General features: G+C 64.0%; 17 protein-coding genes. 4 read left to right on the forward strand and 13 right to left on the reverse strand.

Translation table 11 applies throughout. The features are described 5' to 3' along the window. Nucleotides 1-106: 106 nt before the first annotated feature. Complete coding sequence (locus tag E8F06_RS19325; protein WP_280370124.1) at nt 107-3,094, forward strand: calcium-binding protein; 2,988 nt, start codon at nt 107-109, stop codon at nt 3,092-3,094. Between the two features lie 57 nt (nt 3,095-3,151). On the opposite strand, the gene E8F06_RS19330 is transcribed toward E8F06_RS19325, so the two are convergent. From E8F06_RS19330 to yrfG, 6 genes are all read right to left on the reverse strand, one after another. Next, the gene (locus E8F06_RS19330; RefSeq protein ID WP_280370125.1) at nt 3,152-3,553 is read right to left on the reverse strand and encodes a glycine zipper domain-containing protein; all 402 of its coding nucleotides are present in this window, start codon (nt 3,551-3,553) and stop codon (nt 3,152-3,154) included. Nucleotides 3,554-3,723: 170 nt separating this feature from the next. Then, nucleotides 3,724-4,215, reverse strand: coding sequence for a hypothetical protein (locus E8F06_RS19335; protein ID WP_280370127.1), 492 nt, complete (start codon nt 4,213-4,215; stop codon nt 3,724-3,726). A gap of 396 nt (nt 4,216-4,611) precedes the next feature. Then, nucleotides 4,612-6,933: an FdhF/YdeP family oxidoreductase gene (locus tag E8F06_RS19340; protein ID WP_280370129.1), complete on the reverse strand. Its 2,322-nt coding sequence runs from the start codon at nt 6,931-6,933 to the stop codon at nt 4,612-4,614. Continuing rightward, nucleotides 6,930-7,775, reverse strand: a complete 846-nt coding sequence (gene fdhD / locus E8F06_RS19345; protein ID WP_280370131.1) for a formate dehydrogenase accessory sulfurtransferase FdhD — start codon at nt 7,773-7,775, stop codon at nt 6,930-6,932. Before fdhD ends, E8F06_RS19340 begins: the two co-directional genes overlap by 4 nt. Nucleotides 7,776-7,870: 95 nt before the next feature. Then, nucleotides 7,871-8,767, reverse strand: coding sequence for a LysR family transcriptional regulator (locus E8F06_RS19350; protein WP_280370132.1), 897 nt, complete (start codon nt 8,765-8,767; stop codon nt 7,871-7,873). Between the two features lie 22 nt (nt 8,768-8,789). Beyond that, nucleotides 8,790-9,461, reverse strand: a complete 672-nt coding sequence (gene yrfG, locus E8F06_RS19355; RefSeq protein ID WP_280370635.1) for a GMP/IMP nucleotidase — start codon at nt 9,459-9,461, stop codon at nt 8,790-8,792. Between the two features lie 120 nt (nt 9,462-9,581). Here yrfG and nudE point away from each other — a divergent pair, with 120 nt between their 5' ends. Both nudE and cysQ read left to right on the forward strand, forming a co-directional pair. Then, nucleotides 9,582-10,148 (forward strand): ADP compounds hydrolase NudE, encoded by a 567-nt coding sequence (nudE, locus tag E8F06_RS19360; RefSeq protein ID WP_280370134.1) that lies wholly within the window; start codon nt 9,582-9,584, stop codon nt 10,146-10,148. Beyond that, nucleotides 10,145-10,966, forward strand: a complete 822-nt coding sequence (cysQ, locus tag E8F06_RS19365; RefSeq protein WP_280370136.1) for a 3'(2'),5'-bisphosphate nucleotidase CysQ — start codon at nt 10,145-10,147, stop codon at nt 10,964-10,966. The genes nudE and cysQ overlap by 4 nt, the downstream gene beginning before the upstream one ends. Before the next feature lie 151 nt (nt 10,967-11,117). On the opposite strand, the gene E8F06_RS19370 is transcribed toward cysQ, so the two are convergent. The 5 genes from E8F06_RS19370 to arcD form a co-directional block, all read right to left on the reverse strand. Beyond that, a complete protein-coding gene (locus E8F06_RS19370) occupies nt 11,118-13,025 on the reverse strand; it encodes a beta-ketoacyl synthase (protein ID WP_280370138.1) in 1,908 nt (635 codons plus the stop codon). 351 nt (nt 13,026-13,376) lie between these two features. Then, a complete protein-coding gene (gene arcC / locus E8F06_RS19375) occupies nt 13,377-14,309 on the reverse strand; it encodes a carbamate kinase (protein ID WP_280370140.1) in 933 nt (310 codons plus the stop codon). A 72-nt stretch (nt 14,310-14,381) separates the two neighbouring features. Beyond that, a complete protein-coding gene (locus E8F06_RS19380; protein ID WP_280370142.1) occupies nt 14,382-15,392 on the reverse strand; it encodes an ornithine carbamoyltransferase in 1,011 nt (336 codons plus the stop codon). Nucleotides 15,393-15,494: 102 nt separating this feature from the next. After that, nucleotides 15,495-16,745: an arginine deiminase gene (gene arcA / locus E8F06_RS19385; RefSeq protein ID WP_077525667.1), complete on the reverse strand. Its 1,251-nt coding sequence runs from the start codon at nt 16,743-16,745 to the stop codon at nt 15,495-15,497. Between the two features lie 18 nt (nt 16,746-16,763). Next, complete coding sequence (arcD, locus tag E8F06_RS19390; protein ID WP_280370143.1) at nt 16,764-18,191, reverse strand: arginine-ornithine antiporter; 1,428 nt, start codon at nt 18,189-18,191, stop codon at nt 16,764-16,766. Nucleotides 18,192-18,555: 364 nt separating this feature from the next. Here arcD and E8F06_RS19395 point away from each other — a divergent pair, with 364 nt between their 5' ends. Next, nucleotides 18,556-18,918, forward strand: a complete 363-nt coding sequence (locus E8F06_RS19395; RefSeq protein ID WP_280370145.1) for a DUF5064 family protein — start codon at nt 18,556-18,558, stop codon at nt 18,916-18,918. A gap of 330 nt (nt 18,919-19,248) precedes the next feature. Here the strand turns inward: E8F06_RS19395 and E8F06_RS19400 are convergent, their stop codons facing one another. Continuing rightward, nucleotides 19,249-20,622 carry a sigma-54 dependent transcriptional regulator gene (locus E8F06_RS19400; RefSeq protein WP_280370147.1) on the reverse strand — a complete coding sequence of 458 codons (1,374 nt, stop codon included), beginning with the start codon at nt 20,620-20,622 and terminating at the stop codon, nt 19,249-19,251. Further along, complete coding sequence (locus E8F06_RS19405; RefSeq protein WP_280370149.1) at nt 20,619-22,430, reverse strand: sensor histidine kinase; 1,812 nt, start codon at nt 22,428-22,430, stop codon at nt 20,619-20,621. Before E8F06_RS19405 ends, E8F06_RS19400 begins: the two co-directional genes overlap by 4 nt. Nucleotides 22,431-22,491 lie beyond the last annotated feature (61 nt).

The following is a 22,491-nucleotide window of genomic DNA, read 5'->3' on the forward strand; positions in this document are numbered from 1 at the left end:
CGTCAGCGTAGCCTGAGTGCGGTGATGGCAATCTAATGTCTGCGATCTAGTCTCCAGAGGCTGTGGGCCCCCGGTCCCTTCCGTCAATTCGCAGATGGAGATTGTCATGCCTACCTTTGTTTATGGAGAGAACGTCGTAAACACCACCACCACTGGCAATCAGAACGAGTCTGACGTCGTGGCGCTGACGGACGGCGGTTATGTGGTGGTGTGGAAGGGGGCTGGAACGGGCGACGCCGACGGTATTTTCACCCAGCGCTATGACGCCAGGGGCGTCCCGGTAGGTGTGGAAACCCGCGTCAACACTGTCGTGACCGGCGTGCAAAATAATCCCTCCGTGGTTGCGCTGCTCAACGGCGGCTATGTGGTGACCTGGATCACTGAGGCCGCCGGCAGCGACGCCGAGATTTTCATGCAGCGCTATGACGCCGCAGGCGTCAAGTTGGGAGTCGAAACCAGGGTCAACAGCACAACGTTGAACTGGCAATACAATCCCGAAATCACTGCATTGACCGACGGCGGCTTCGTGGTTGTCTGGGCATCGGATGGTCAGGACGGCAGCATCGGCACAAGTTGCCTGCAGCGCTACGACGCCAATGGCGTGAAGGTCGGAGCAGAGGTTGTGGTCAATACGACCACTGCCGGTCCACAGGACTACCCCACAATCTCGGGTCTTGCCGATGGTGGGTACCTGGTGGTGTGGGAAGGGACTGGAAGCGGTGACTCATATGGGATCTTTGCGCAGCGCTTCAACGCCAGCGGTGCCAAGGTGGGCGTGGAAACCCGTATCAACACCGATGTGCTCGACAGTCAAAGCGAACCCGCCATAGCACCGCTGGCCAATGGTGGCTATGTCGTCACATGGGAGACCATCCAGGACAGTACGGACGGCACGACGGACACCTATGTCCAGCTCTTCAACTCCGCGGGTACCAAGGTGGGTACGCAGGTGCGGGTTAACACCACTACCGTCGGTTCCCAGGGCGAGCCTGAAATCACCGCGCTGTTCGACGGCGGATATCTGTTGGTCTGGTGCGGAAGTGGTGGCGGTGACGAGACGGGGATTTTCGCCCAGCGCTTCAATGCCAGCGGAGCCAAGGTCGGCCTGGAAGTCAGGATAAATACCAACACCGCCAACATTCAGGAGTTTCCGCACGTCACTCTGCTGGTTGATGGCAGCTATGTGATCAGCTGGGATTCCTACGACGCCGCTGGTTTGGTCGGCGATGTCCATTCCCAGCGTTTTGATGCCAACGGTAACCGGCTGACAGGCCTGACCGGAGATGCGGCAGCCAATGTCCTGACTTGGGCAGGACCGGGCGCCGCGATCATCGAAGGGTTCGCGGGGAACGACCAACTGACCGGCGCGGCCATGAACGATCACCTCGTTGGCGGAGCGGGCGACGATGTGCTCAATGGCGGGATTGGGTTTGACCGCATGCTCGGGGGCGATGGCTCCGATATCTATTACGTCGACAGCGTGTTCGATATCGTCAACGAAACCAACGCGGTGGCGGCGACTGGTGGCACCGACACGGTTTACAGCTCCCTGGGTGCCTACACCCTGGGGGCCAATGTGGAGAACTTGCGCCTGCTGGCGGCAGGTGCGGCGAACGGTACCGGCAACGCGCTCGCCAACACGCTGTTCGCCGGTGCGGGCAACAATATTCTGGATGGCGGGGCCGGCGCCGACACCGCGTCCTACCTCTATGCGACGGCGGCGGTCACTGCCAGCCTGGCGGTGACGACTGCCCAGGCAACGGGGGGCTCGGGCAGCGACACGCTGCTGAATGTCGAGAACCTGACGGGCAGCAACTTCAACGACACCCTGACGGGTAACGCCGGAGCCAACACCCTCAACGGTGGTCTCGGCGTTGATGTGCTGATCGGCGGCGATGGCTCCGATATCTACTTCGTCGACAATGCGGGCGATGTCGTCAGCGAGACCAACGCGGTGGCCGCGACCGGTGGCACCGACACGGTTTACAGCTCACTGGGGGCCTACACCCTGGGTGCCAACGTGGAGCATTTGCGGCTGCTGGCGGCGGGTGCGGCGAACGGCACCGGCAACGCGCTCGCCAACACGCTGTTTGCGGGGGCGGGCAACAACGTCCTGGATGGCGGGGCCGGCGCCGACACCGCGTCCTACCTCTATGCGACAGCGGCGGTCACCGCCGGCCTGGCGGTGACGACTGCCCAGGCAACCGGGGGCTCGGGCAGCGACACACTGTTGAATGTCGAGAACCTGACGGGCAGCAACTTCAACGACACCCTGACCGGTAACGCTGGGGCGAACACCCTCGACGGTGGTCTCGGCAACGATGTGCTGATCGGTGGCGATGGCTCCGATATCTACTTCGTCAACGCAGCAGGGGATGTCGTCAGCGAGACCAACGCGGTGGCCGCGACCGGCGGCACCGACACGGTTTACAGCTCTCTGGGTGCCTACACGCTGGGTGCCAACGTGGAGAATTTGCGCCTGCTGGCGGCAGGTGCCGCCAACGGCACCGGCAATGCGCTCGCCAACACGCTGTTCGCCGGTGCGGGCAACAACGTCCTGGATGGTGGTGCCGGTGTCGACACCGCGTCCTACCTCTATGCGACAGCGGCGGTCACCGCCAGCCTGGCGGTGACGATCGCCCAGGCGACCGGCGGTTCGGGCAGTGACACGCTGCTGAATGTCGAGAGCCTGACGGGCAGCAACTTCAACGACATCCTCACCGGCAATGCTGCGGCCAACGTCCTCAACGGTGGTTTGGGTGTGGATCAGTTGGCCGGTGGCGCAGGGGCGGACCTATTCGACTTCAATGCCCTTGGCGAGATGGGGGTGGGTGCGCTGCGCGATGTGGTGAAGGACTTCAAGACTGTAGAGGGCGACAAGCTCGATCTGTCCACCCTGGATGCGAATGCGGCCACCGTTGCCAATGAGGCGTTCAGTTTTATTGGTGCAAGCGCATTCAGCGCCAATGCAACAGGCCAAGTGCGTTTTGCCAATGGGGTTCTTTTTGGAAGCACTGACGCGGACGCAGTTGCCGAGTTCGAAATTTCCTTGCTTGGCGTAGCATCGTTCGCCAGCACCGATCTGATTGCCTGACTTCGGCCTGTAACGAAAAAGCCCGGCAAATGCCGGGCTTTTTCATGGGCGCATCGATCAGTGGCGATGCTTGCCGTGCTTGTGGTGGTGACCGTCGTGATCGTCCTTGGTCAGCTCAGTGGCGATGGCACCACCCGCTGCGCCACCCAGGCCAGCGCCGATGGCGGAGCCAGTGGAGCCGCCCAGTGCGCGACCGGCTACCGAGCCACCCGCTGCGCCCAGACCACCGCCGATAGCGGCTTCGGTCTTGCGGCCGCTCTTGGCGGTCATGGCGCCACCCGCTGCGCCACCAAGGCCGGCGCCAATGGCCGCGCCAGTGCTGCCGCCAACAGCGTTGCCAACAACGTTGCCAAGGACGCCGCCGAGGCCGCCACCGATGGCATTGTTGGTGGTTTCGCCGGCCACTACGGCCTGAGTGGCCAGAAGGCTGAGGGCGAGGGCGGTTACTGCTTTACGCATCGTGCTTTGTCTCCATTGCAAATGGGGGAGTCCATGGTCCCTCGGCTTGTGCAAGGGGGCCCATGACGCAGGTCAGATTATGGGGGCGGGAAGAGGCCGGCTGTCGCTCGACCAGGCCTCAGGTCCAGAAAAAGCCCGCTGGACGCGGGCTTTTTTGTTGATTGTGAGGATCAGTCGTCCCAATCACCGTGGTGGCGGTGCTTGTGCTTGCGATGGCCCCAGGCGTGTCCACGACCAGGGTGGTCGCGGTAAGCGCGACGATAGTGGCGATGGTCGTCATCGTAGTCGTCATCGTCGTAGCGGTTACGGTCACCGAACTCGTTGCCGAGGGCACCGCCGGCGCCGCCGCCGAGAGCTGCGCCGATCAGGCCGCCAGTGGTGCCGCCCATTTGCCGGCCGACAACTTGACCACCCGCCGCGCCCAGGCCACCGCCGATGGCAGCTTCGGTACGGTTACGTTTCGGGGCTGCTACTGCACCGCCCGCGGCACCACCTACGCCGGCGCCAATTGCTGCGCCAGTGCTGCCGCCAACAGCGTTGCCGACAACGGACCCCACAACCCCGCCCAGCGCGCCGCCAATACCGGCATCGGTATTGCCGCCTGCAAAGGCGCTGCCGCTGGCCAGGCCAAGAGACAGAAGAAGGATCGAGGTGTACTTCATGGTGAGGATCGCCTCAGTGGTTTTGGTGAGGCGATATTTACTGTAGGAATTTTCTTAAGCAAGTATCTGGCGACGAAAAGCAGCAACTTTTCTTGTTTTTTTAATTGTCTGATTTTTCGGCAGAACTTTTTTCGGTTCGGGCTGTCAGAGACTTGTTCCCGCCCGCCTTTTCCTTGGTTTTCAGCCCTTTTTGATACTGGCAAATTGCCAAGAAGCTATAAAGTTCCGTCGTGACTTTATATAGGCATCGAATCCGTATTTCAAATTGTTTCTGGCGAATACAAGTTCGCGAAACAAACTTCTCTTAGTTCAATTAAAGAATGATTTCAGCCGCAGCATTGTGTGCTTGTGTTGTCGCGCCCTGGGCCGGCCAGCGCCAGCCCAGGGGTGGCCACTTCAGAGGATGCGGCCGTTATCGCGAGAGGCTTCGAGGCGGATGGCCACGAACTTGGACGTGGGGGTGTAGCTGCCGTCGCCGTAGCTTTCCAGGGGCACCAGCGGGTTGGTTTCCGGGTAGTAGGCGGCAGCCTGGCCGGTGGGGATGTCGAAGGCCAGCAGGCTGAAGCCGGAGACCCGCCGCTCCACACCGTCGTCCCAGAGCGTCACCAAGTCCACCTTCTGCCCCGGTTCGAAGCCCAGCCGGCGGATATCGGCCTCATTGGCGAAGACCACCTCACGCTGACCCCGCACGCCGCGATAGCGATCGTCCAGGCCGTAGATGGTGGTGTTGTACTGGTCGTGTGAGCGCAGGGTCTGGAGGATCAGGTGCGGCGTCTTGCCGGTGCTGCGGACCTTCTCGTGGAGCAGGTCCTCTGGCAGCGGATTGGCGGCGAAGTTGGCGCGTCCGCTCTGTGTGCTCCATTGCCGGGCGTTCGCCGTGTTGCCCAGGTAGAACCCCCCGGGATGCTGCACGCGACGGTTGAAGTCCTCGAATCCTGGAATGGTCTCGGCAATCAGGTCGCGGATACGGTCGTAGTTGGCGATCAGCGCATCCCAGTCCACCGGCTGGTTGCCCAGGGTGGCCTTGGCGATACCGGCGACGATGGCCGGCTCCGAGCGCATCTCGCGGGACGAAGGCTCCAGCTGGCCATAGGACGCGTGGATCATGCTGAAGGAGTCTTCCACCGTCACCGCCTGCGGGCCTTCGAGCTGGTGATCGATGTCAGTACGGCCCAGGCACGGCAGGATCAACGCTTCCTGGCCAACAGTGAGGTGGCTGCGGTTGAGCTTGGTGCTGATCTGCACCGTCAGCTCGCAATTGCGCAATGCGGCGTGGGTGCGATGGCTGTCCGGGGTGGCCTGGGCGAAGTTACCGCCAAGGCCGATGAAGACCTTCGCCTCGCCACTCTGCATCGCGTTGATCGCTTCCACCGTGTTGTGGCCATTCTCCCGCGGCACCTTGAAACCAAAACGCTTTTCCAGCGCATCCAGCAGAGCCGCCGGCGGGCGGTCGTTGATGCCCATGGTGCGGTCGCCCTGCACATTGCTGTGACCGCGCACCGGGCAGAGGCCGGCACCAGGGCGGCCGATGTTGCCGCGCAACAGTTGCAGGTTGACGATTTCCTGGATGGTCGGAACCGAATGGCGGTGCTGGGTGATACCCATGGCCCAGCAGATGATCACGTTCCCGGCATCGCGGTAGATGCGCGCGGAGGTCTCGATTTCCTCCAGGGTCAGGCCCGACTGCTGCTCGATCTGCGTCCAGGGTGTGGCGTCCACTTCAGCCAGGTAGGCATCCACACCGTCGGTATGTTCGGCGATGAAGGCGTGGTCGAACACAGGTGCCTCGCCCTTTGCCTGGGCTTCGCGCTCCCACTGCAGCAGGAACTTGGCGATGCCGCGAACGGCGGCCATGTCGCCACCCAAGGCCGGGCGGAAGAAGGCGGTGTTCAGCGGGCGCGAGCCGTTGCTGAGCATCTCCAGGGCATGCTGCGGGTGCTGGAATCGCTCCAGGCCGCGTTCCTTGAGCGGGTTGTAGCAGACCACCTGGGCGCCGCGTTTCACCGCTTCGCGCAGCGGTTCGAGCATGCGCGGGTGATTGGTTCCGGGGTTCTGGCCGAATACGAAGATGGCGTCGGCATGCTCGAAATCGTGGAAGGTCACGCTGCCCTTGCCCACGCCGACACTCTCGATGAGGGCGACGCCGCTGGCCTCGTGGCACATGTTCGAGCAGTCGGGGAAGTTGTTGGTGCCGAAGGCGCGGACGAACAGCTGGTACAGGTACGCCGCCTCATTGCTGGCGCGGCCGGAGGTGTAGAACTCGGCCTGGTGCGGGCTTTCAAGGTTGCGCAGGTGGCGGGCCACCAGGGCGAAGGCGTGCTCCCAGCTGACCGGGACGTAGTGGTCGGTCTGGCGGTCGTAGCGCATGGGTTGGGTCAGGCGGCCCTGGTATTCGAGCCAGTAGTCGCTCTGCTCGCGCAGCTGGCTGACGCTGTGGCGGGCGAAGAAGGCGGCATCCACCCGACGCTTGGTGGCTTCCCAGTTGACCGCCTTGGCGCCGTTCTCGCAGAACTTGACGCGGCCGTCCTCGGGGGAGTCGCCCCAGGCGCAGCCGGGGCAGTCGAAACCGCCGTTCTGGTTGGTCTTGAGCAGGGCGCGGAGGTTCTTGAACGGCTGTTTGCTGTCCAGCCAGAAGCGGGTAACGCTTTTCAGCGCACCCCAACCGGCCGCTGCGCCCTTGTAGGGTTTGTAGCGGGGGTTTACGGGTTGCAGGCTCATTCGATGTCGGCTTTCGCTTGCGGCGCCGGGCTGTAGACCCGGGGGGCGCTGTGATGGGGCAAATGGATAAGGTTGAGGTGGTGCCGGCGTGCCCATTCCACGGTCAGGGTGGTGGGGGCGGACAGGCTGACCAGGGTGGACAGGTCCGCACGCACCGCTTTGTGGATGAGTTCCAGGCTGCAGCGGCTGGTGACCACGGCGAAACCCGCGCGTGGGTCCAGGCCTTGTCGCAGCAGGGCGCCGATCAGTTTGTCCAGGGCGTTGTGACGGCCGATGTCTTCGCGGCACAGGCGCAGCGCGCCATCGGCATCGACGAACAGCGCGGCGTGAAGCGCGCCGCTACGCCGGGCCAGTTCCTGGGCCTCGTTGATGCGCTGGCGCAGGTCGACGAAGTGCTCGGCCGGCGGCAGGGGCGCAGGGACCAGGGAGCGCAGTTCGGGCAGCGCCTGCTCCAGTGCTTCCACGCCACAGAGGCCGCAGCCGGTGGTGCCGGCCAGGTTGCGGCGCTGCTCCTTGAGCGACCAGAAAGCGCGATTGCCGATATCCACCTCGGCGTGCAGGGCGATGCCTTCGCCTTCGATCTGGATGTCATAGATGTCGTCGATGGATTGCACCACGGCGCTGCTCAGGCTGAAGCCGGCAACGAAGTCTTCCAGGGCGCTGGGGGAAACCATCATGACGGCATAGCTGATGCCGTTATAGGAAATCGCCAGGGCGCACTCTTCAGCCAGGGCGGCGTCTTCCACGCGCGCTTCGCCATCCAGCTCGGCGTACTGATAGCCGGTCGGTTCGGTCGGGTTATCCACAGCGGTGAGATGGCGCTTGGCGTCTGGGCTCGGCATGGTTCTGCCCCTGCGACGGTTTGACTCAGCCATCCTAGGCCCGTCTGGCACGGGCGTCTAATCGCTATTCCCGATTCCTTGATCGAGCGCGTTTATCAAGAGCTGCGGCCGGGTTCCAGCAAGGCCCGGGCTTCGGAGAAGCAGGCATCGGCGAGCGCCGAGCGGGGGGCTCCGCGGCGAAGAATCAGGCCCAGCGGCGCCAGGGTACGGGCGTCCTCTATGGGCGTCAGCGCCAGGTGCTCGGTGAAGTCGTCGAGACCGCTGTCCAGCGGCATGATGGCGCAGCACAGACCGGCACTGACGGCCTGCAGCAACTGGTGCACGGCATCGGTCTCCAGCCGTGGCTGGGGCGACAGGCCTCGGCTGCGAAAGCCGTGGTCGATGGATTGGCGGAAGTGCATGCCGCCGGAGAGCAGCCCGAGGGGCAGGTCTACCAGGCTTTCCCAGGGCAGCGCCGGCACATCGAAGCTGAAGTGGCGGCGGTCGTGCAGCAGGCCCATCCGCGTCTGCGCCAGTTCCAGGCTTTCGAAGTGCTCGCGATCCAGGCGGTCGAGATAGGACAGGCCCAGGTCCAACTGGTTGCGCGCCAGGCCTTCGAGGATTTGTTCGGAACTCATCGAGAACAACTGGAAGCGCAGGCTCGGGTGAGGGCCGGAAAAGGCCTCCACCAGGCGCATGGGGTCGAAGCCGGCGAGCGGCACCACGCCCAGGCGCAAGGTGCCGACCAGTTGGCCGCGACAGGCCGCCGCCTCGGCGTAGAGACCGTCGTGGGCCGCCAGCAGGCTGCGCGCCCAGGCCAGCACTCGCAGGCCGGCGTCGGTGAACCCCTCGAAGCGCTGCCCACGGACCACCAATTCCAGTCCCAGCTCTTCCTCCAGGCTGCGCAGGCGCATGGAAAGTGTCGGCTGGGTGACATGGCAGCGCGCGGCGGCCTGCCCGAAGTGGCGGGTTTCCTCCAGTGCGATGAGGAACTTGAGTTGCTTGATGTCCATGCCGGCTCCTCTGCGGGAAAGGTCAGAGCCCCTGGATCAGGGTGCGATAGCTCTCCACCGCGGCGAATTCTTCGGTGTCTTTCGGGCCCTTGCGGCTGTCCGGCTCGCGCACGGCCAGTAGTTGCGCAATGCCATAGCGCCGTGCGCTGCGCAGGATCGGCAGGCTGTCATCGATGAACAGGCTGCGCGCCGCGTCGAAGCCGAAGTCCTGCTGCAGGGCGTGCCAGAACTGCTGGTCTTCCTTGGGATAGCCGTAATCGTGGGAGCTGATCAGGCGGTCGAACCAGGGCGCCAGGTGCACTCGTTCCATCTTCAGTGACAGCGAGTCGCGGTGGGCGTTGGTGATCAGCGCCACGCGCTTGCCTGAGCGGCGCAGGGCAGCGAGGAACAGGTCGGCATCCGGGCGCAGGGCGATCAGGTGCGCCACCTCGCGCTTGAGGTCGCGGATCGACAGGCGCAGTTCGCGGCTCCAGAAGTCCGTGCAGTACCAGTTCAACTGGCCGGCGTTGTCGCGGAACAGCGGCAGCAGTTCGGCCTCGGCCAGTTCGCGGCTGATGCCGTGGTGCTCGGCATAGCGCTGCGGCAGGTACTCCAGCCAGAAGTGGTTGTCGAAGTGAAGGTCGAGCAGGGTGCCATCCATGTCGAGCAGGACGGTGTCGATCTCGTTCCAGGGCAATGGCTGCATGGTCGGCATCGGTGGTTGCGGTGGGCTGTCGTCATTGCGTTGCTGGCCGTCGCTGGCGTGCAATCTCCAGCACGGACAAAGCGCAAAGGCGGGGTATGATAACCCGCCGGTCATGCCAAGGAGTCCGTTATGCGTCAGAAGCCCACGGTGCTCGCTCGCGAAATCGTCGCCAGCAGCCGTCTGTTCCGTGTCGAAGAGCTGCAGTTGCGCTTCGCCAATGGCGTCGAGCGCACTTACGAACGCCTGGTGGGCAAGGGCTCGGGCTACGGCGCCGTGATGGTGGTGGCCATGGCCGATGCCGAACACGTGCTGCTGGTGGAGGAGTACTGCGCCGGTACGGACGACTACCAGCTGTCCCTGCCCAAGGGCCTGATCGAACCGGGCGAGGACGTGCTCGCCGCCGCCAACCGCGAGCTCAAGGAAGAAGCCGGGTTCGGTGCGCGCAAGCTGGAGCACCTCACAGAGTTGTCCCTGTCGCCGGGTTACATGAGCCAGAAGATCCAGGTGGTCCTGGCCCGCGACCTCTACGAAGAAAGCCTTCCCGGCGATGAACCGGAACCGCTGCGGGTCGACCGCATCAGCCTGCGCGAATTGTCCAGCCTCGCCCAGCACCAGCAATTCAGCGAAGGGCGGGCCCTGGCCGCGCTCTACCTGACCCGAGACCTACTGACTCAACGTGGGGAGTACCAACCGTGAGCCATCCTCTGCTTCCCGCCGTGATCGAACTGGTACGCCAGGCCGGCGAGGCCATCCTGCCGTTCTGGCGCGGCGACCTGATCGTGACCGAGAAGGATGACGCTTCCCCCGTGACGGCAGCTGATCTCGCCGCTCACAAAGTGCTGGATGCGGGGCTGGCAGCACTGGATGGTGGCATTCCGGTCCTGTCCGAAGAGGCGGCGAACATTCCCCTGGCCGAACGCGCCGCCTGGCAGCGCTGGTGGCTGGTGGACCCGCTGGATGGCACCAAGGAATTCATCTCCGGCAGCGACGAGTTCACCGTCAATGTGGCGCTGGTGGAAGGTGGCCGGGTGGTGTTCGGCGTGGTCGGTATGCCGGTGACCGGACGCTGCTATTACGGCGGCGCCGGCCTTGGCGCCTGGAGTCAGGACGAGGACTTCGAGGCCGACGAAATCACTGTACGCGTTGCGCCGGACGAAGCCTTCACCGTCGTCGCCAGCAAGCGTCATTCGAGTCCGGCGCAGGAGCGTCTGCTGGCCGGGCTGTGTGAACGCTTCGGGGATCTGCAACTGGCCAGCATCGGCAGCTCGCTGAAGTTCTGCCTGCTGGCCGAAGGGTCTGCGGATTGCTATCCGCGTCTCGCGCCCACTTCCCAGTGGGACACCGCTGCCGCTCAGGGCGTACTCGAAGGTGCGGGTGGCGAGGTGCTGGACCTTGCCGGCGAGCCCCTTACCTATGAGGCTCGCGAGAACTTCCTCAATCCATCCTTCCTGGCGCTGCCGGTAGCCGCCGAATGGCGCGCGGAGCTGATCCAGCTGGCGCGCGCGCTGGACTGAGAACGCCGGAAACAAAAAAAGGGCCCTGAGGGGCCCTTTTTTGTGGCTGTCGTTTCACTCGTAGGATGGCGTAGAGCGAAGCGAAACCCATCACCGCGATCGATGGGTTTCGCAGGCTCTACCCATCCTACGGTTATCCACAGAAATCGCCTCAGTCGAGCATATCGGTGAAGCGCTGGTCCTTCTTGTAGCGCAGGGTCTGGGCGAAGCCGGGCACCTGGATACCTTCGGGGCTCAGCTCGATCTGCTGCTCGTCGATCAGGTCGTTGCCGAAGTTGTAGATGATGTCGAGCTCGCCCTGGCGGGCGCGGCGATCATATTCCTCGGCGTTGGCGCGGGTCTTTTCGCGCTTGGCGCAGTAGGCGGCGAAGGCGGCCTCGCCGTAGCGCTTTTTCAGCATCTTCTCGGCCTGGCGCGGGGAGATGACCACGCCTGTGGCGTTGTTGCCGCCGAAGCCCTTGGAGTTGATGAAGCAGACATCCAGCGGATGGTCGCCCAGGACGCGGTCGCGGGTCTCGATGGACAGGTGCTCGCGGTGGACGTCGTCGGCCACCCGGTCGATGGTCTTGATGCCCGGCAGGATGCCGTACTTGAAGGTCCCCAGGGCGGCGATCACCTGGTCGCCGCTGGCGGTTGCCAGGGAGTGACCGACGTAGGCCTTGACCGCTGCGATGGGCCACTGCTCGATGCCGAACGCACCGGCAACGCGGTTCAGCAGCTCGGACTCGGTGACGCGGTTGGCCGGGGTGCTGGAGCCGTGGGCGTGGACGAAGCTGCGCTCGCGCACGCCATCCGCGCCGATCAGCTGGGCGGCGGCGGCCACGGCCTTGGCCAGGGTCAGGTAGTTGCCCGGGCCGGGAGCGGAGATGGATTTCTTGAAGCCGTCGGCGTTGATGAACACATCGGTCACCGCACCGTGGATATCGGCGCCCAGTTCCAGGGCCAGTGCGTCGTCCATCAGCACCACGTACTGGCTGGATTCAGCCAGGGTGAAGCCGCAGTTTTCGCCGAAGGGGCGGCTGGCGCGCTGGAAGTCCACATCTTCGCGACCGCCAATCTGGCGCAGGCCTTCCTCCGTGGCCAGGGCGCCCATGGCACCGTAGCCATCGATGCATTCCTGGTTGATCGGCGCCTCGGCGTTGCCCACCAGGGCCACACGGGCTTGGCCGGAGGTGATGAGCTCGATGCCCTTCTGCAGGTTGTAGAGGAAGGTGGCGCAGGCGCCAGTGACGCTACCGGTGGTGCCGACGCTGCCCAGCACGTAGGCGTTGATGAAGTCGGCGGGCATGGTGTTCAGGCCAAGCGGGCACTGCTTGGCGGTGACGCGGCCGCCCTTGAGGCGCGACTGCATCATGCCGCCGAAGCCGTACTCGTCCAGCTGGCTCATGATGCTGCCAGAGAACACGGCGATTTCGTCGGGTTGCACGCGGTCGACGATGTCCTTCCACGGCAGGCCGATGGAGCGGATGGCGTCGGTAGCGGCGACCACCGACATCTGCAGGCCGCGCGGGTGGAAGCGGGAGTTGTACAGCTCGCCCGGCTCGAAGCCGGTGGGCAGCTGGCCGGCGGACTTCACCGGCAGCTCGCGGTAGCTGTCCACCTTGAAGTCGGACGCGCCCGTCAGGGTCACGCGCACTTCACCGTTGTCCAGGGTTTCCACGTCCCAGTTGGCCGGCAGCGGCTCGGGGAGTTGCTTGCGCGAGGTGATGAAGCTGAGAGCCTCGCCATCGGCGGCCGAAACGCTGAGGTTCTTGTGCCAGTGGGCGGCGTCCACATCCAGATGCTGCTTGCCGATGCGGCGCACCAGGGTGGATTCGAGAATTTCAGCGGCGTAGCGCTTCTCGATCTCGGCCAGGGTCAGGACCTTGCCGTCGGCATCGAGGTACTGGCCGTCGGTGACCGATACCAGCTTCGTCATCACGGCGAGGCCGGCCAGGGTCTCCTGGCGCGACTGGGCGTCCAGGGTTTCGATCACGATGCGGCGGAAACCGTGGTGGAACGAGCTTCGTCCAGCCGCGTTGTAGCCACCAAAACCCACAATCACTGGAAGTCGGGACATCTCTCGGAAACTCCTCAAAAAGACCATCTCATGCCGGCGAGGTGGCTTGCCCACGGGGCGCCGCGTGTAGGGGGCGGCAATTTGCGGGGTCAAGCGTCACGGGCCAGGTGGCATGAGCCAGGTGGCAGCTCGAATAAATGGGATGTCTACCTGACGCGGGGTGTGACTATCAAGTCACTCCTTTGGTCATTCGGCGGGAGATTGGGAGCTATGCGGAGGGGGAGGGAAGCAACCTTGTGGGGGCGATTTCAATCGCTGAGCAGACCGCAGGCCTGCTTTCCGGGATATCCGAGGGCAGCTGCGCTGCCCTTTGCGAATGAATTCGCCCCCACAGGGGAGGGTGCCTAGCGATCAACGGTACTCGATGCCGGCTTTCTTGGTGCTGACGCGGGTACCAGACTTGCCTTCGGTGATGGCCACGATGTTCTCCAGGGAGCCGATCACCGCGTCCTTGCCAGTGAGGCGGGCGAACTCCATGGCGGCCTGGACTTTCGGACCCATGGAGCCAGCGGCGAAGCCGAGGCGTTCCAGTTCATCCGGATGGGCCTGGGCGATGGCCTTCTGGGTCGGTTTGCCCCAGTCGATGTAGGCCGCGTCCACGTCAGTGGCGATGACCAGCACGTCGGCACTGAGCTCCTGGGCCAGCAGCGCGGAGCAGAGGTCCTTGTCGATCACCGCTTCGACGCCGGAGAGCTTCTTGCCCGATTCGTCGTACATGGTCGGGATACCGCCACCGCCAGCGCAGATGACGATGGTGCCTTTCTCCAGCAGCCATTTGACCGGGCGGATCTCGAAGATGCGCTTCGGACGCGGGCTGGCGACCACGCGGCGGAACTTGTCGCCGTCGGGCGCGATGCTCCAGCCCTTCTCCTTGGCCAGGGCTTCCGCCTCTTCCTTGGAGTAGACCGGGCCGATGGGTTTGGTTGGGTTCTGGAAAGCCGGGTCTTTGGCGTCGACTTCGACCTGGGTGAGGATGGTGGCGAACGGTACTTCGAACGGCAGCAGGTTGCCCATTTCCTGTTCGATCATGTACCCGATCATGCCTTCGGTCTCGGCGCCGAGAACGTCCAGCGGGTAGGGCGCGACCTTGTCGTAAGAAGCGCCCTGCAATGCCAGCAGGCCGACTTGCGGGCCGTTACCGTGGGCGATCACCAGCTCGTTGCCGGGCGCAACCTTGGCGATCTGCTCGGCGGCGATCTTGACGTTGGCGCGCTGGTTGTCGGCAGTCATGGGCTCGCCACGACGCAGCAGGGCGTTGCCGCCCAATGCGACGACGATTCGCATATTCATTTCCTCCTGAAAGTGGAAACGCGTCCCGGACCGGCGACGCTGTCGCGGTCCGGGGGCGGCCCGGCATTACATGTCGGCGAGGGTCGAAACGAGGATCGCCTTGATGGTGTGCATGCGGTTTTCCGCTTGCTCGAAGGCGATGTTGTACGGGGACTCGAAGACGTCTTCGGTGACCTCGATGCCGTTCTTCAGATTCGGGTACTTGGCAGCGATGTCCTTGCCGACCTTGGTTTCGCTGTTGTGGAAGGCCGGCAGGCAGTGCATGAACTTCACGCGCGGGTTACCGGCGGCCTTCATCATGTCCATGTTGACCTGGTAGGGCAGCAGTTCCTGGATGCGTTCGCCCCAGGCTTCCACCGGCTCGCCCATGGATACCCAGACGTCGGTATGGATGAAGTCCACGCCCTTGACCGCTGCTTTCGGGTCTTCGGTGATGGTGAGGCGGGCGCCGCTTTCTTCAGCGAATTTCTTGCAGGCGGCGACGTGTTCGTCGGTCGGCCACAGTTCCTTGGGAGCGGCGATGCGCACGTCCATGCCGAGCTTGGCGCCGATCAGCAGCAGCGAGTTACCCATGTTGTTGCGGGCGTCGCCCAGGTAGGCGTAGCTGATTTCGTGCAGGGGCTTGTCGCTGTGCTCACGCATGGTCAGCACGTCGGCGAGCATCTGGGTCGGGTGGTATTCGTCGGTCAGGCCGTTGAACACCGGCACGCCAGCGTACTTGGCGAGTTCTTCGACGATTTCCTGCTTGAAGCCACGGTACTCGATGGCGTCGTACATGCGGCCGAGTACGCGAGCGGTGTCCTTCATGGACTCCTTGTGGCCGATCTGCGAGGAGTTCGGGTCGATGTAGGTGACATTGGCGCCTTGGTCATAGGCGGCGACTTCGAAGGCGCAACGGGTACGGGTCGAGGTTTTCTCGAAGATCAGCGCGATGTTGTTGCCCTTGAGGTGCTGTTGCTCGGTACCGGTGTACTTGGCGCGCTTCAGGTCGCGGGACAGATCAAGCAGGTAACGCAGCTCGCGGGTGCTGTGGTGCATGAGGCTGAGCAGGTTACGGTTGTGCATGTTGAAAGCCATGATTCTTTCTCCTTGTGGGTAACTTGAAACCAGGCTCCGTCAGAACAGCTTTTGGCTGGCGGGGCGGGCGGCTCCGGGTTGGGAGCCGCCGGGGGCAGAAACTTAGTAGTCGATAGGGTCGCGCAGGATCGGGCAGGTCATGCAGTGGCCGCCGCCACGGCCGCGACCCAGTTCGCTGGCGCTGATGGTGACCACTTCGACACCGGCCTTGCGCAGCAGGGTGTTGGTGTAGGTGTTGCGGTCGTAGCCGACCACCACACCGGGCTCCAGGCAGACCACGTTGTTGCCGTCGTCCCACTGCTCGCGCTCGGCCTCGAAGGCGTCGCCGCCGGTTTGCACCACGCGCAGTTTCTTCAGATTGAGGGACTCGGCCACCACCGAGATGAAGTCCTTGTCTTCGCGGCGGATGTCGATGCCGTACGGGCGGCTTTCATCCGGGCGCAGGACGAAGGGCACGATTTCCTTGACCACTTCGGGGAAGACGGTGACCAGGTCGCGGTCGCAGAAGGTGAACACGGTGTCCAGGTGCATGGCGGCACGGGACTTGGGCAGGCCGGCGACGACGATCTTCTGCGCCGCACCCTTGCTGAACAGCGCCTGGGCCAACTGGCCGATGGCCTGGCGGGAAGTCCGCTCGCCCATGCCGATCAGTACCACGCCGTTGCCGATAGGCATCACGTCGCCGCCCTCGAGGGTGGACGCCGCATGGTCCTTGTCAGGATCGCCGTACCAGACCTCGAACTCGGCCTCGGTGAAGGTCGGGTGGAACTTGTAGATGGCGGAGGTCAGCAGGGTTTCCTGGCGACGGGCCGGCCAGTACATCGGGTTGAGGGTCACGCCCCCATAAATCCAGCAGGTGGTGTCACGGGTGAACTGGGTGTTGGGTAGCGGCGGGAGGATGAAGCTGGAGTGGCCCAGATAGTCGCGATACATCTTGATCGCGCTGACGCCTTCGCTTTCCGGCAGGTCGGAGCCGGCGACGCCGCCGATGAGGAATTCGGCGATCTTGCGCGGTTCGAGGCCTTCGATCCAGGAGCGCACTTCATTGACCAGGCCAACGCCGACCTGGTCGTTGGTGAGCTTGCGATCAAGGATCCACTTCAGGGCTTCCTTGTTCTGCACGATGTCGGTGAGCAGGTTGTGCATTTCCAGCACATCGATACCGCGCTCACGCATCTTGGTGACGAAGTCGAAGTGGTCGCGCTTGGCCTGGTTAACCCAGATCACGTCATCGAACAGCAGCTCGTCGCAGTTGTTGGGGGTCAGGCGCATATGTGCGAGCCCCGGCGAGCAGACCATTACCTTATGAAGTTTGCCGGCTTCCGAATGAACGCCGAGTTTTACTTTGGACATGGCAGGTCTCCTTACGGGTTACAGGGTCAGGAAGCCGTCGTAGAGGCCATAGGCCGCTACGAGCGCGCCGATTACCACGGCGGCGAAGATCAGCTTCTCGACATTGGTGAATACCGGTTGGCCAACTTCCCGTTTGGCCTTGGCGAAGAGAATCACGCCCGGGGCGTAGAGCAGGGCGGAGAGCAGCAGGTACTTCACGCCACCGGCGTACAGCAGCCAGACGGCGTAGACCAGGGCGATCAGGGCGATGACTAGGTCCTTGCTGCGGTCCTTGGCATCCTGCTCGTAGGTTTCACCGCGCAGGGGCAGCAGCACTGCGTAGGCGGCGGACCAGAGGTAGGGCACCAGGATCATGGAAGTCGCCAGGTAGATCAGCGACAGGTAGGTGCTCGCGCTGAACAGCGTGATGATCAGGAACACCTGCACCATGGCGTTGGTCAGCCACAGGGCGTTGGCCGGTACCTGGTTGGCGTTCTCCTTGCGGATGAAGGCCGGCATGGTGTGGTCCTTGGCTGCGGCGAAGAGGATCTCGGCGCAGAGCAGAACCCAGGAGAGCAGGGCACCGACCAGGGAGATGACCAGGCCGACGCTGATCAGCACCGCGCCCCAGTGGCCGACCACGTGCTCCAGCACCGCCGCCATGGACGGGTTCTGCAGCTTGGCCAGTTCCGGCTGGGTCATGATGCCGAGGGACAGTACGTTCACCAGCACCAGGATCAGCAGCACGATGACGAAGCCAAGGACGGTGGCCTTGCCGACGTCGCTGCGCTTCTCGGCGCGGGCGGAGAAGATGCTTGCGCCCTCGATGCCGATGAACACCCAGACGGTGACCAGCATCATGTTGCGCACCTGGTTCATCACACTGCCCAGCTCGACGTTCTTCGAACCCCAGATGTCGGCGGTGAAGATGTCCAGCTTGAAGGCGAACAGGCAGATGAGGATGAACAGGACCAGCGGCACGACCTTGGCAACAGTGGTCACCATGTTGATGAAGGTCGCTTCCTTGATTCCGCGCAGGACCAGGAAGTGCACGCCCCAGAGGATGATGGAAGCACCGATGATGGCCGCCAGCGTGTTGCCTTCACCGAAGATCGGGAAGAAGTAACCCAGGGTGCTGAACAGCAGTACGAAGTAGCCGACGTTGCCCAGCCAGGCACTGATCCAGTAGCCCCAGGCCGAGGAGAAACCCATGTAGTCGCCGAACCCGGCCTTGGCGTAGGCGTACACCCCGCCGTCGAGGTTCGGCTTGCGATTGGCCAGGGTCTGGAAGACGAACGCCAGGGTGAGCATGCCCACCGCGGTGATACCCCAGCCGATAAGAATGGCGCCCACATCGGCACTGGCCGCCATGTTCTGTGGCAGCGAGAAAATGCCCCCGCCCACCATCGAGCCGACTACGAGTGCAACTAACGCACCAAGTCGAAGTTTGTCGGAAGATTCTGACATTGTGCACCTCCATCCGGAGTAGGAACTGTGCTTATTGAGCGCTTGGTCTTGTGACTGCGTTCTGATCCAGATCAATAGCTAGCTAATGAGTCATTCGGACAATTTCCTTACTGTCGAAGAGGGAGGGATTACTGCAGATCGCCGCCCGAAGCGAGCAAGATAGAAGGGTTCGGCAAGCCATCCGGGCTGCGCCTAATACAAACTAGTCGGTTTTTCCGGGCCTTCAAGTTGCAGCTTCGTCGCTTCACTTCCTAGGGCTTATCACCATATTCCCTGTAGGAAATTACAGATGGATGTCGCTTCCTTTAGCGATAAATGAGGAGTTTTTAAGTAGGAAAAGTCTTAAGAAAGGGTAGGAAATATCATGTTCAAGCCAGGGCAAATTGCTATCAATCGACCACCGTCGGGGCGAAGTCCGGGGTATGAACTGGCACTCGACTATGAAATTGAAAAGCGCGAACAGGGCCAGTACGTGAACTTCGAACTGCACGGGCAAATCGCTGGAAAACCAGTGCACGAACGCTTTTCTCTTCACCGTGACGTGGCCTACAACTTTCTCCACAGTGCCGGCCTGCGCTTGCGGAAATACGGTGTCATGCAGGGGCTGGCGCGCACGCCCGAGCTGCACGTCGATTTCGAGAAGGCCTATGCCGACCTGCGGCAGAGGCTGGGCATTGCACCCGGCCATCCGGTCGATCTGGACCGCTTCCTCCAGGAACGCCCCTAGGCGGAACAGGCGCTGACGACCCACGCTCCGGACCCGCCAACAAGCGGGGAAGCAGGCAAGAAAAAGCCCGGCGCTTGGCCGGGCTTCGGTCACCCGGCGGGTAGCTGGGTGGTGCCTCCGGGGCTGGGCCCGATGGCGATCATGGGAAGACCCCTTGGCCGGCTTGTGGCCCGCCTGGGGAGAGGCGTGGCGCTCACGAGCCTTGCCTCCTGACCCTGCACGAAGCAGGGATTGACGCTAATAGGGCAAGCCTTGTGCCACTGCGGTGAAACCGCTCTGGCCCGGGCGTTCCCATATTTTCCGTTGCCTTGCTGAGCGGATTCTTGCCGATCACTCCTGCTCATCTGCGGGATTTCCGCCACTGAAGCTGAGGTTGTGTTTGCGCAGCTTGTCCGAGAGTGTCTTGCGTGGCAGGCCGAGCGCTTCAGCCACGCTGCGCAGCGAGCTGTGGGGGCGGGTCAATTCGGCGGCAATCAGCGCGCGCTCGAAGGCTTCCACGTGCTCGCTGAGGCCGCCCTCCACCTTCGGCAGGTCCAACGGTGTGTTGTCCAGGGCCAGATCCAGGCCCAGGGCGAAGCGTTCGGCAGCGTTCTGCAGTTCGCGGACATTGCCTGGCCAGCCATGGGTCAGCAGCAGGGCGCGCTGGCTGCTGTCGAGGCTGCGCGGTGCCATGCCGTGCCGGCTGCTGGCCGCGTCGGTGAAATGCTGGAACAGCGTCAACGCGTCTTCACCGCGCTCGCGCAGCGGCGGAATGCGCAGGCTGGCGACGTTCAGACGGTAATAGAGGTCGGCGCGGAAACGGCCCTGGTCGGCGGCGTGGCGCAGGTCTTCCTTGGTGGCGGCGATCACGCGGATATCCAGGGGGATCAGCTGGTTGGCGCCGAGCCGTTCCACCACGCGCTCCTGCAACAAGCGCAGCAATTTGACCTGTACGTCCAGGCTCATGCTCTCGATTTCGTCGAGGAACACGGTGCCGCCATTGGCGAACTCGAACTTGCCGATGCGGCGCTTCTGCGCGCCGGTGAAGGCACCCTGCTCGTGGCCGAACAGCTCGCTCTCCACCACCGATTCGGCCAGGGCGCCCGCATTGATGGCGACGAAGGGACCGTCACGGCGTGCCGACAGGTCGTGCAGAGCGCGCGCTACCACCTCCTTGCCGGCCCCGGTTTCACCGAGGATGAGTACGTCGGCATTGGTGGCGGCCAGGGCGCCGATCTGCCCGCGCAGGCGCTGCATGGCAGGCGACTGGCCTACCAGGCGCCCACTGAGTTGTTGGCGGTCGGACAGGGCGAGGCGCAGGCTGCGATTCTCCAGCACCAGGCGGCGCAGATCGAGCGCGCGACGCACGCTGTCCAGCAACTGGTCGCTGGGAAAGGGCTTTTCCAGGAAGTCGTAGGCGCCGGCGCGCATGGCCTGCACGGCCAGTGGCACGTCGCCGTGGCCGGTGATCAGCAGCACCGGCAGGTCAGGGTCGCGCTCGCGCAGCTGGCGCAGCAGCTCCAGGCCGTCGATTCCGGGCATGCGAATGTCGGTGACCACTACGCCCGGCCAGTCTTTTTCAATCTTCTCGGCCACGCCTTGGGCGTCCCCCAGGGCCAGCACCTTGAGGCCGGCCAGGTCGAGGGTCTGGCTAAGGGCCTGGCGCAGGTGCGGATCGTCGTCGATCAGCAACACCTGGGTACGGGCATCAAGGGCGTTGGTCATGCAGAGAGGTCCTCGGGAGGCTGTGGGATGACGCCGGGGGCAGCATTGCGCAGGCGGAGGGTGAGCAGCGCGCCGCCCTCGGGGTGGTTGGCGAGCAGCAGCTCGCCACCGAGGGCGCGCATCAGGCTATCGCAGATGGCCAGGCCCAGGCCAAGGCCTTGGGCGCTGGTCTTGGTGGTGAAGAAGGGCTCGCGGGCATGGCGCAAGGCATCTTCGGAGAAGCCGGGGCCGTTGTCGCGCAGGTGCAGGTCGACGCCGTCTGCGGTGGTTTCGGCACTCAGCCAGATGCGGCGTGGCTGGGGCTTTTCCTTCAGGGCATCGAGGGCGTTGGCGAGCAGGTTGCCGAGCACCTGGCGCAGGCGGGTTTCACCGGCCTGGACCCAGAGCGGCGCGTCCGGCAGGTCGCGGATCAGTTCGACGTCCATGGCCCGCCGGCGCTGGGCCACCAGGGCCAGGGCGTCATCCAGGGCCGGCTGCAGGGCGACGCTTTCCGGTGCGTGGCGGTCGCGGCGGGCGAAGGCGCGCAGGTGGGCGATGATCGAGGCCATGCGGCTCGTCAGCTCGCTGATCTGGCGCAGGTTGCCGCGGGCGTCGTCGAAGCGCTCGTGGTCCAGCAGCACGCCGGCGTTGTCGGCATAGCTGCGGATCGCCGCCAGGGGCTGGTTCAGCTCGTGGCTGATGCTTGCGGACATGGTGCCCAGGGCAGAGAGCTTGCTGGCCTGGACCAGTTCGTCCTGGGCGCGTACGAGCTCCTGCTGGGCCTGCTCGCGTTCCAGCACTTCGTCCTTCAGCAGGCTGTTCAGGGACTCGAGGTCCTGGGTGCGTTCCAGTACGCGCATTTCCAGTTCGCGACGGGCGCGGGCGTCGAGGGCGATGCGGTCGAGATAGTGACGGCGGCGCTGCATCATCAAGCCGAGCAGCAGCAACAGAGTCAGCAGGGTGGCGCCGCCGATGGCGACGGTGGTGGTCACCTGGCGGTCCACCAACTGGCGGGGCGCGAGAATGCTGGCGGTCAGGCCCGTTTCACTGAGTTCGCGGCTCTGGATCATCCAGTCGTTCTGGTCGAGGGTGAGCGGCGACGGCGATTGCGTCGGATAGGGCTGGTTGGCGGCGATGGCGGCACGCTCGGCATTGTCCAGCTGCCGGGTGGCGTGGAAGCGCCAATCGCTGCGCGAGGAGATGATCACCACGCCATTGGCGTCGGTCACCATGAGCTGTTCCGGGGTCTTGCCCCAGAGCGTCTCGGCGTCGTCAAGGTCCACCTTCACCACCAGGATGCCGACGATCTGCCCCTCGTCCCTCACCGGACTTGCGAAGAAGTAACCGCGCTTGCGCGAGGTGGTGCCCAGGCCGAAGAAGCGCCCCTGCTTGCCGGACAGAGCCTCGCGGAAGTACGGACGGAAGGTGAAGTTGCGGCCGACGAAGCTGTCGGGCTGGTCCCAGTTCGACGATGTCAGGGTGAGGCCGGCGGGGCTCATCAGATAGATCACGTCGGCCCCGGTGTTCTTGCGGACTTCCGCCAGTACGCGATTGGCCTCGGCCTGCAGGGCCGTGCTGTCGGGAGAGGCCAGCAGCTCACGCAGTGGTGGCAGGTTGGCGAGGATGGGTGGCAGCACCTCGTAACGGTGCAGGGTGCCCAGCAGGTTGGCGACGTAGAGGTCGAGGGTCTGGCGGTTCTGCTCGGCCAGGGACTCGCTGTAGTAGCGCTCGCTGAAGTGGTGCAGCGGCCAGAGTAGCGGCGCCAGCAACAGCGCCAGCAGCACCAGGCTGCGCCAGCGTGGGCGGTGGGGAGTGGGGATGGCTGTCATGCGATCACTGTGCGCCGGTCGATGAGGCGCATTATGGCATCGCCCCCGAACTCGGTGGCAG

It is taken from the genome of Pseudomonas sp. BN411, from assembly GCF_029871235.1.
Taxonomy (GTDB): Bacteria; Pseudomonadota; Gammaproteobacteria; order Pseudomonadales; family Pseudomonadaceae; genus Metapseudomonas.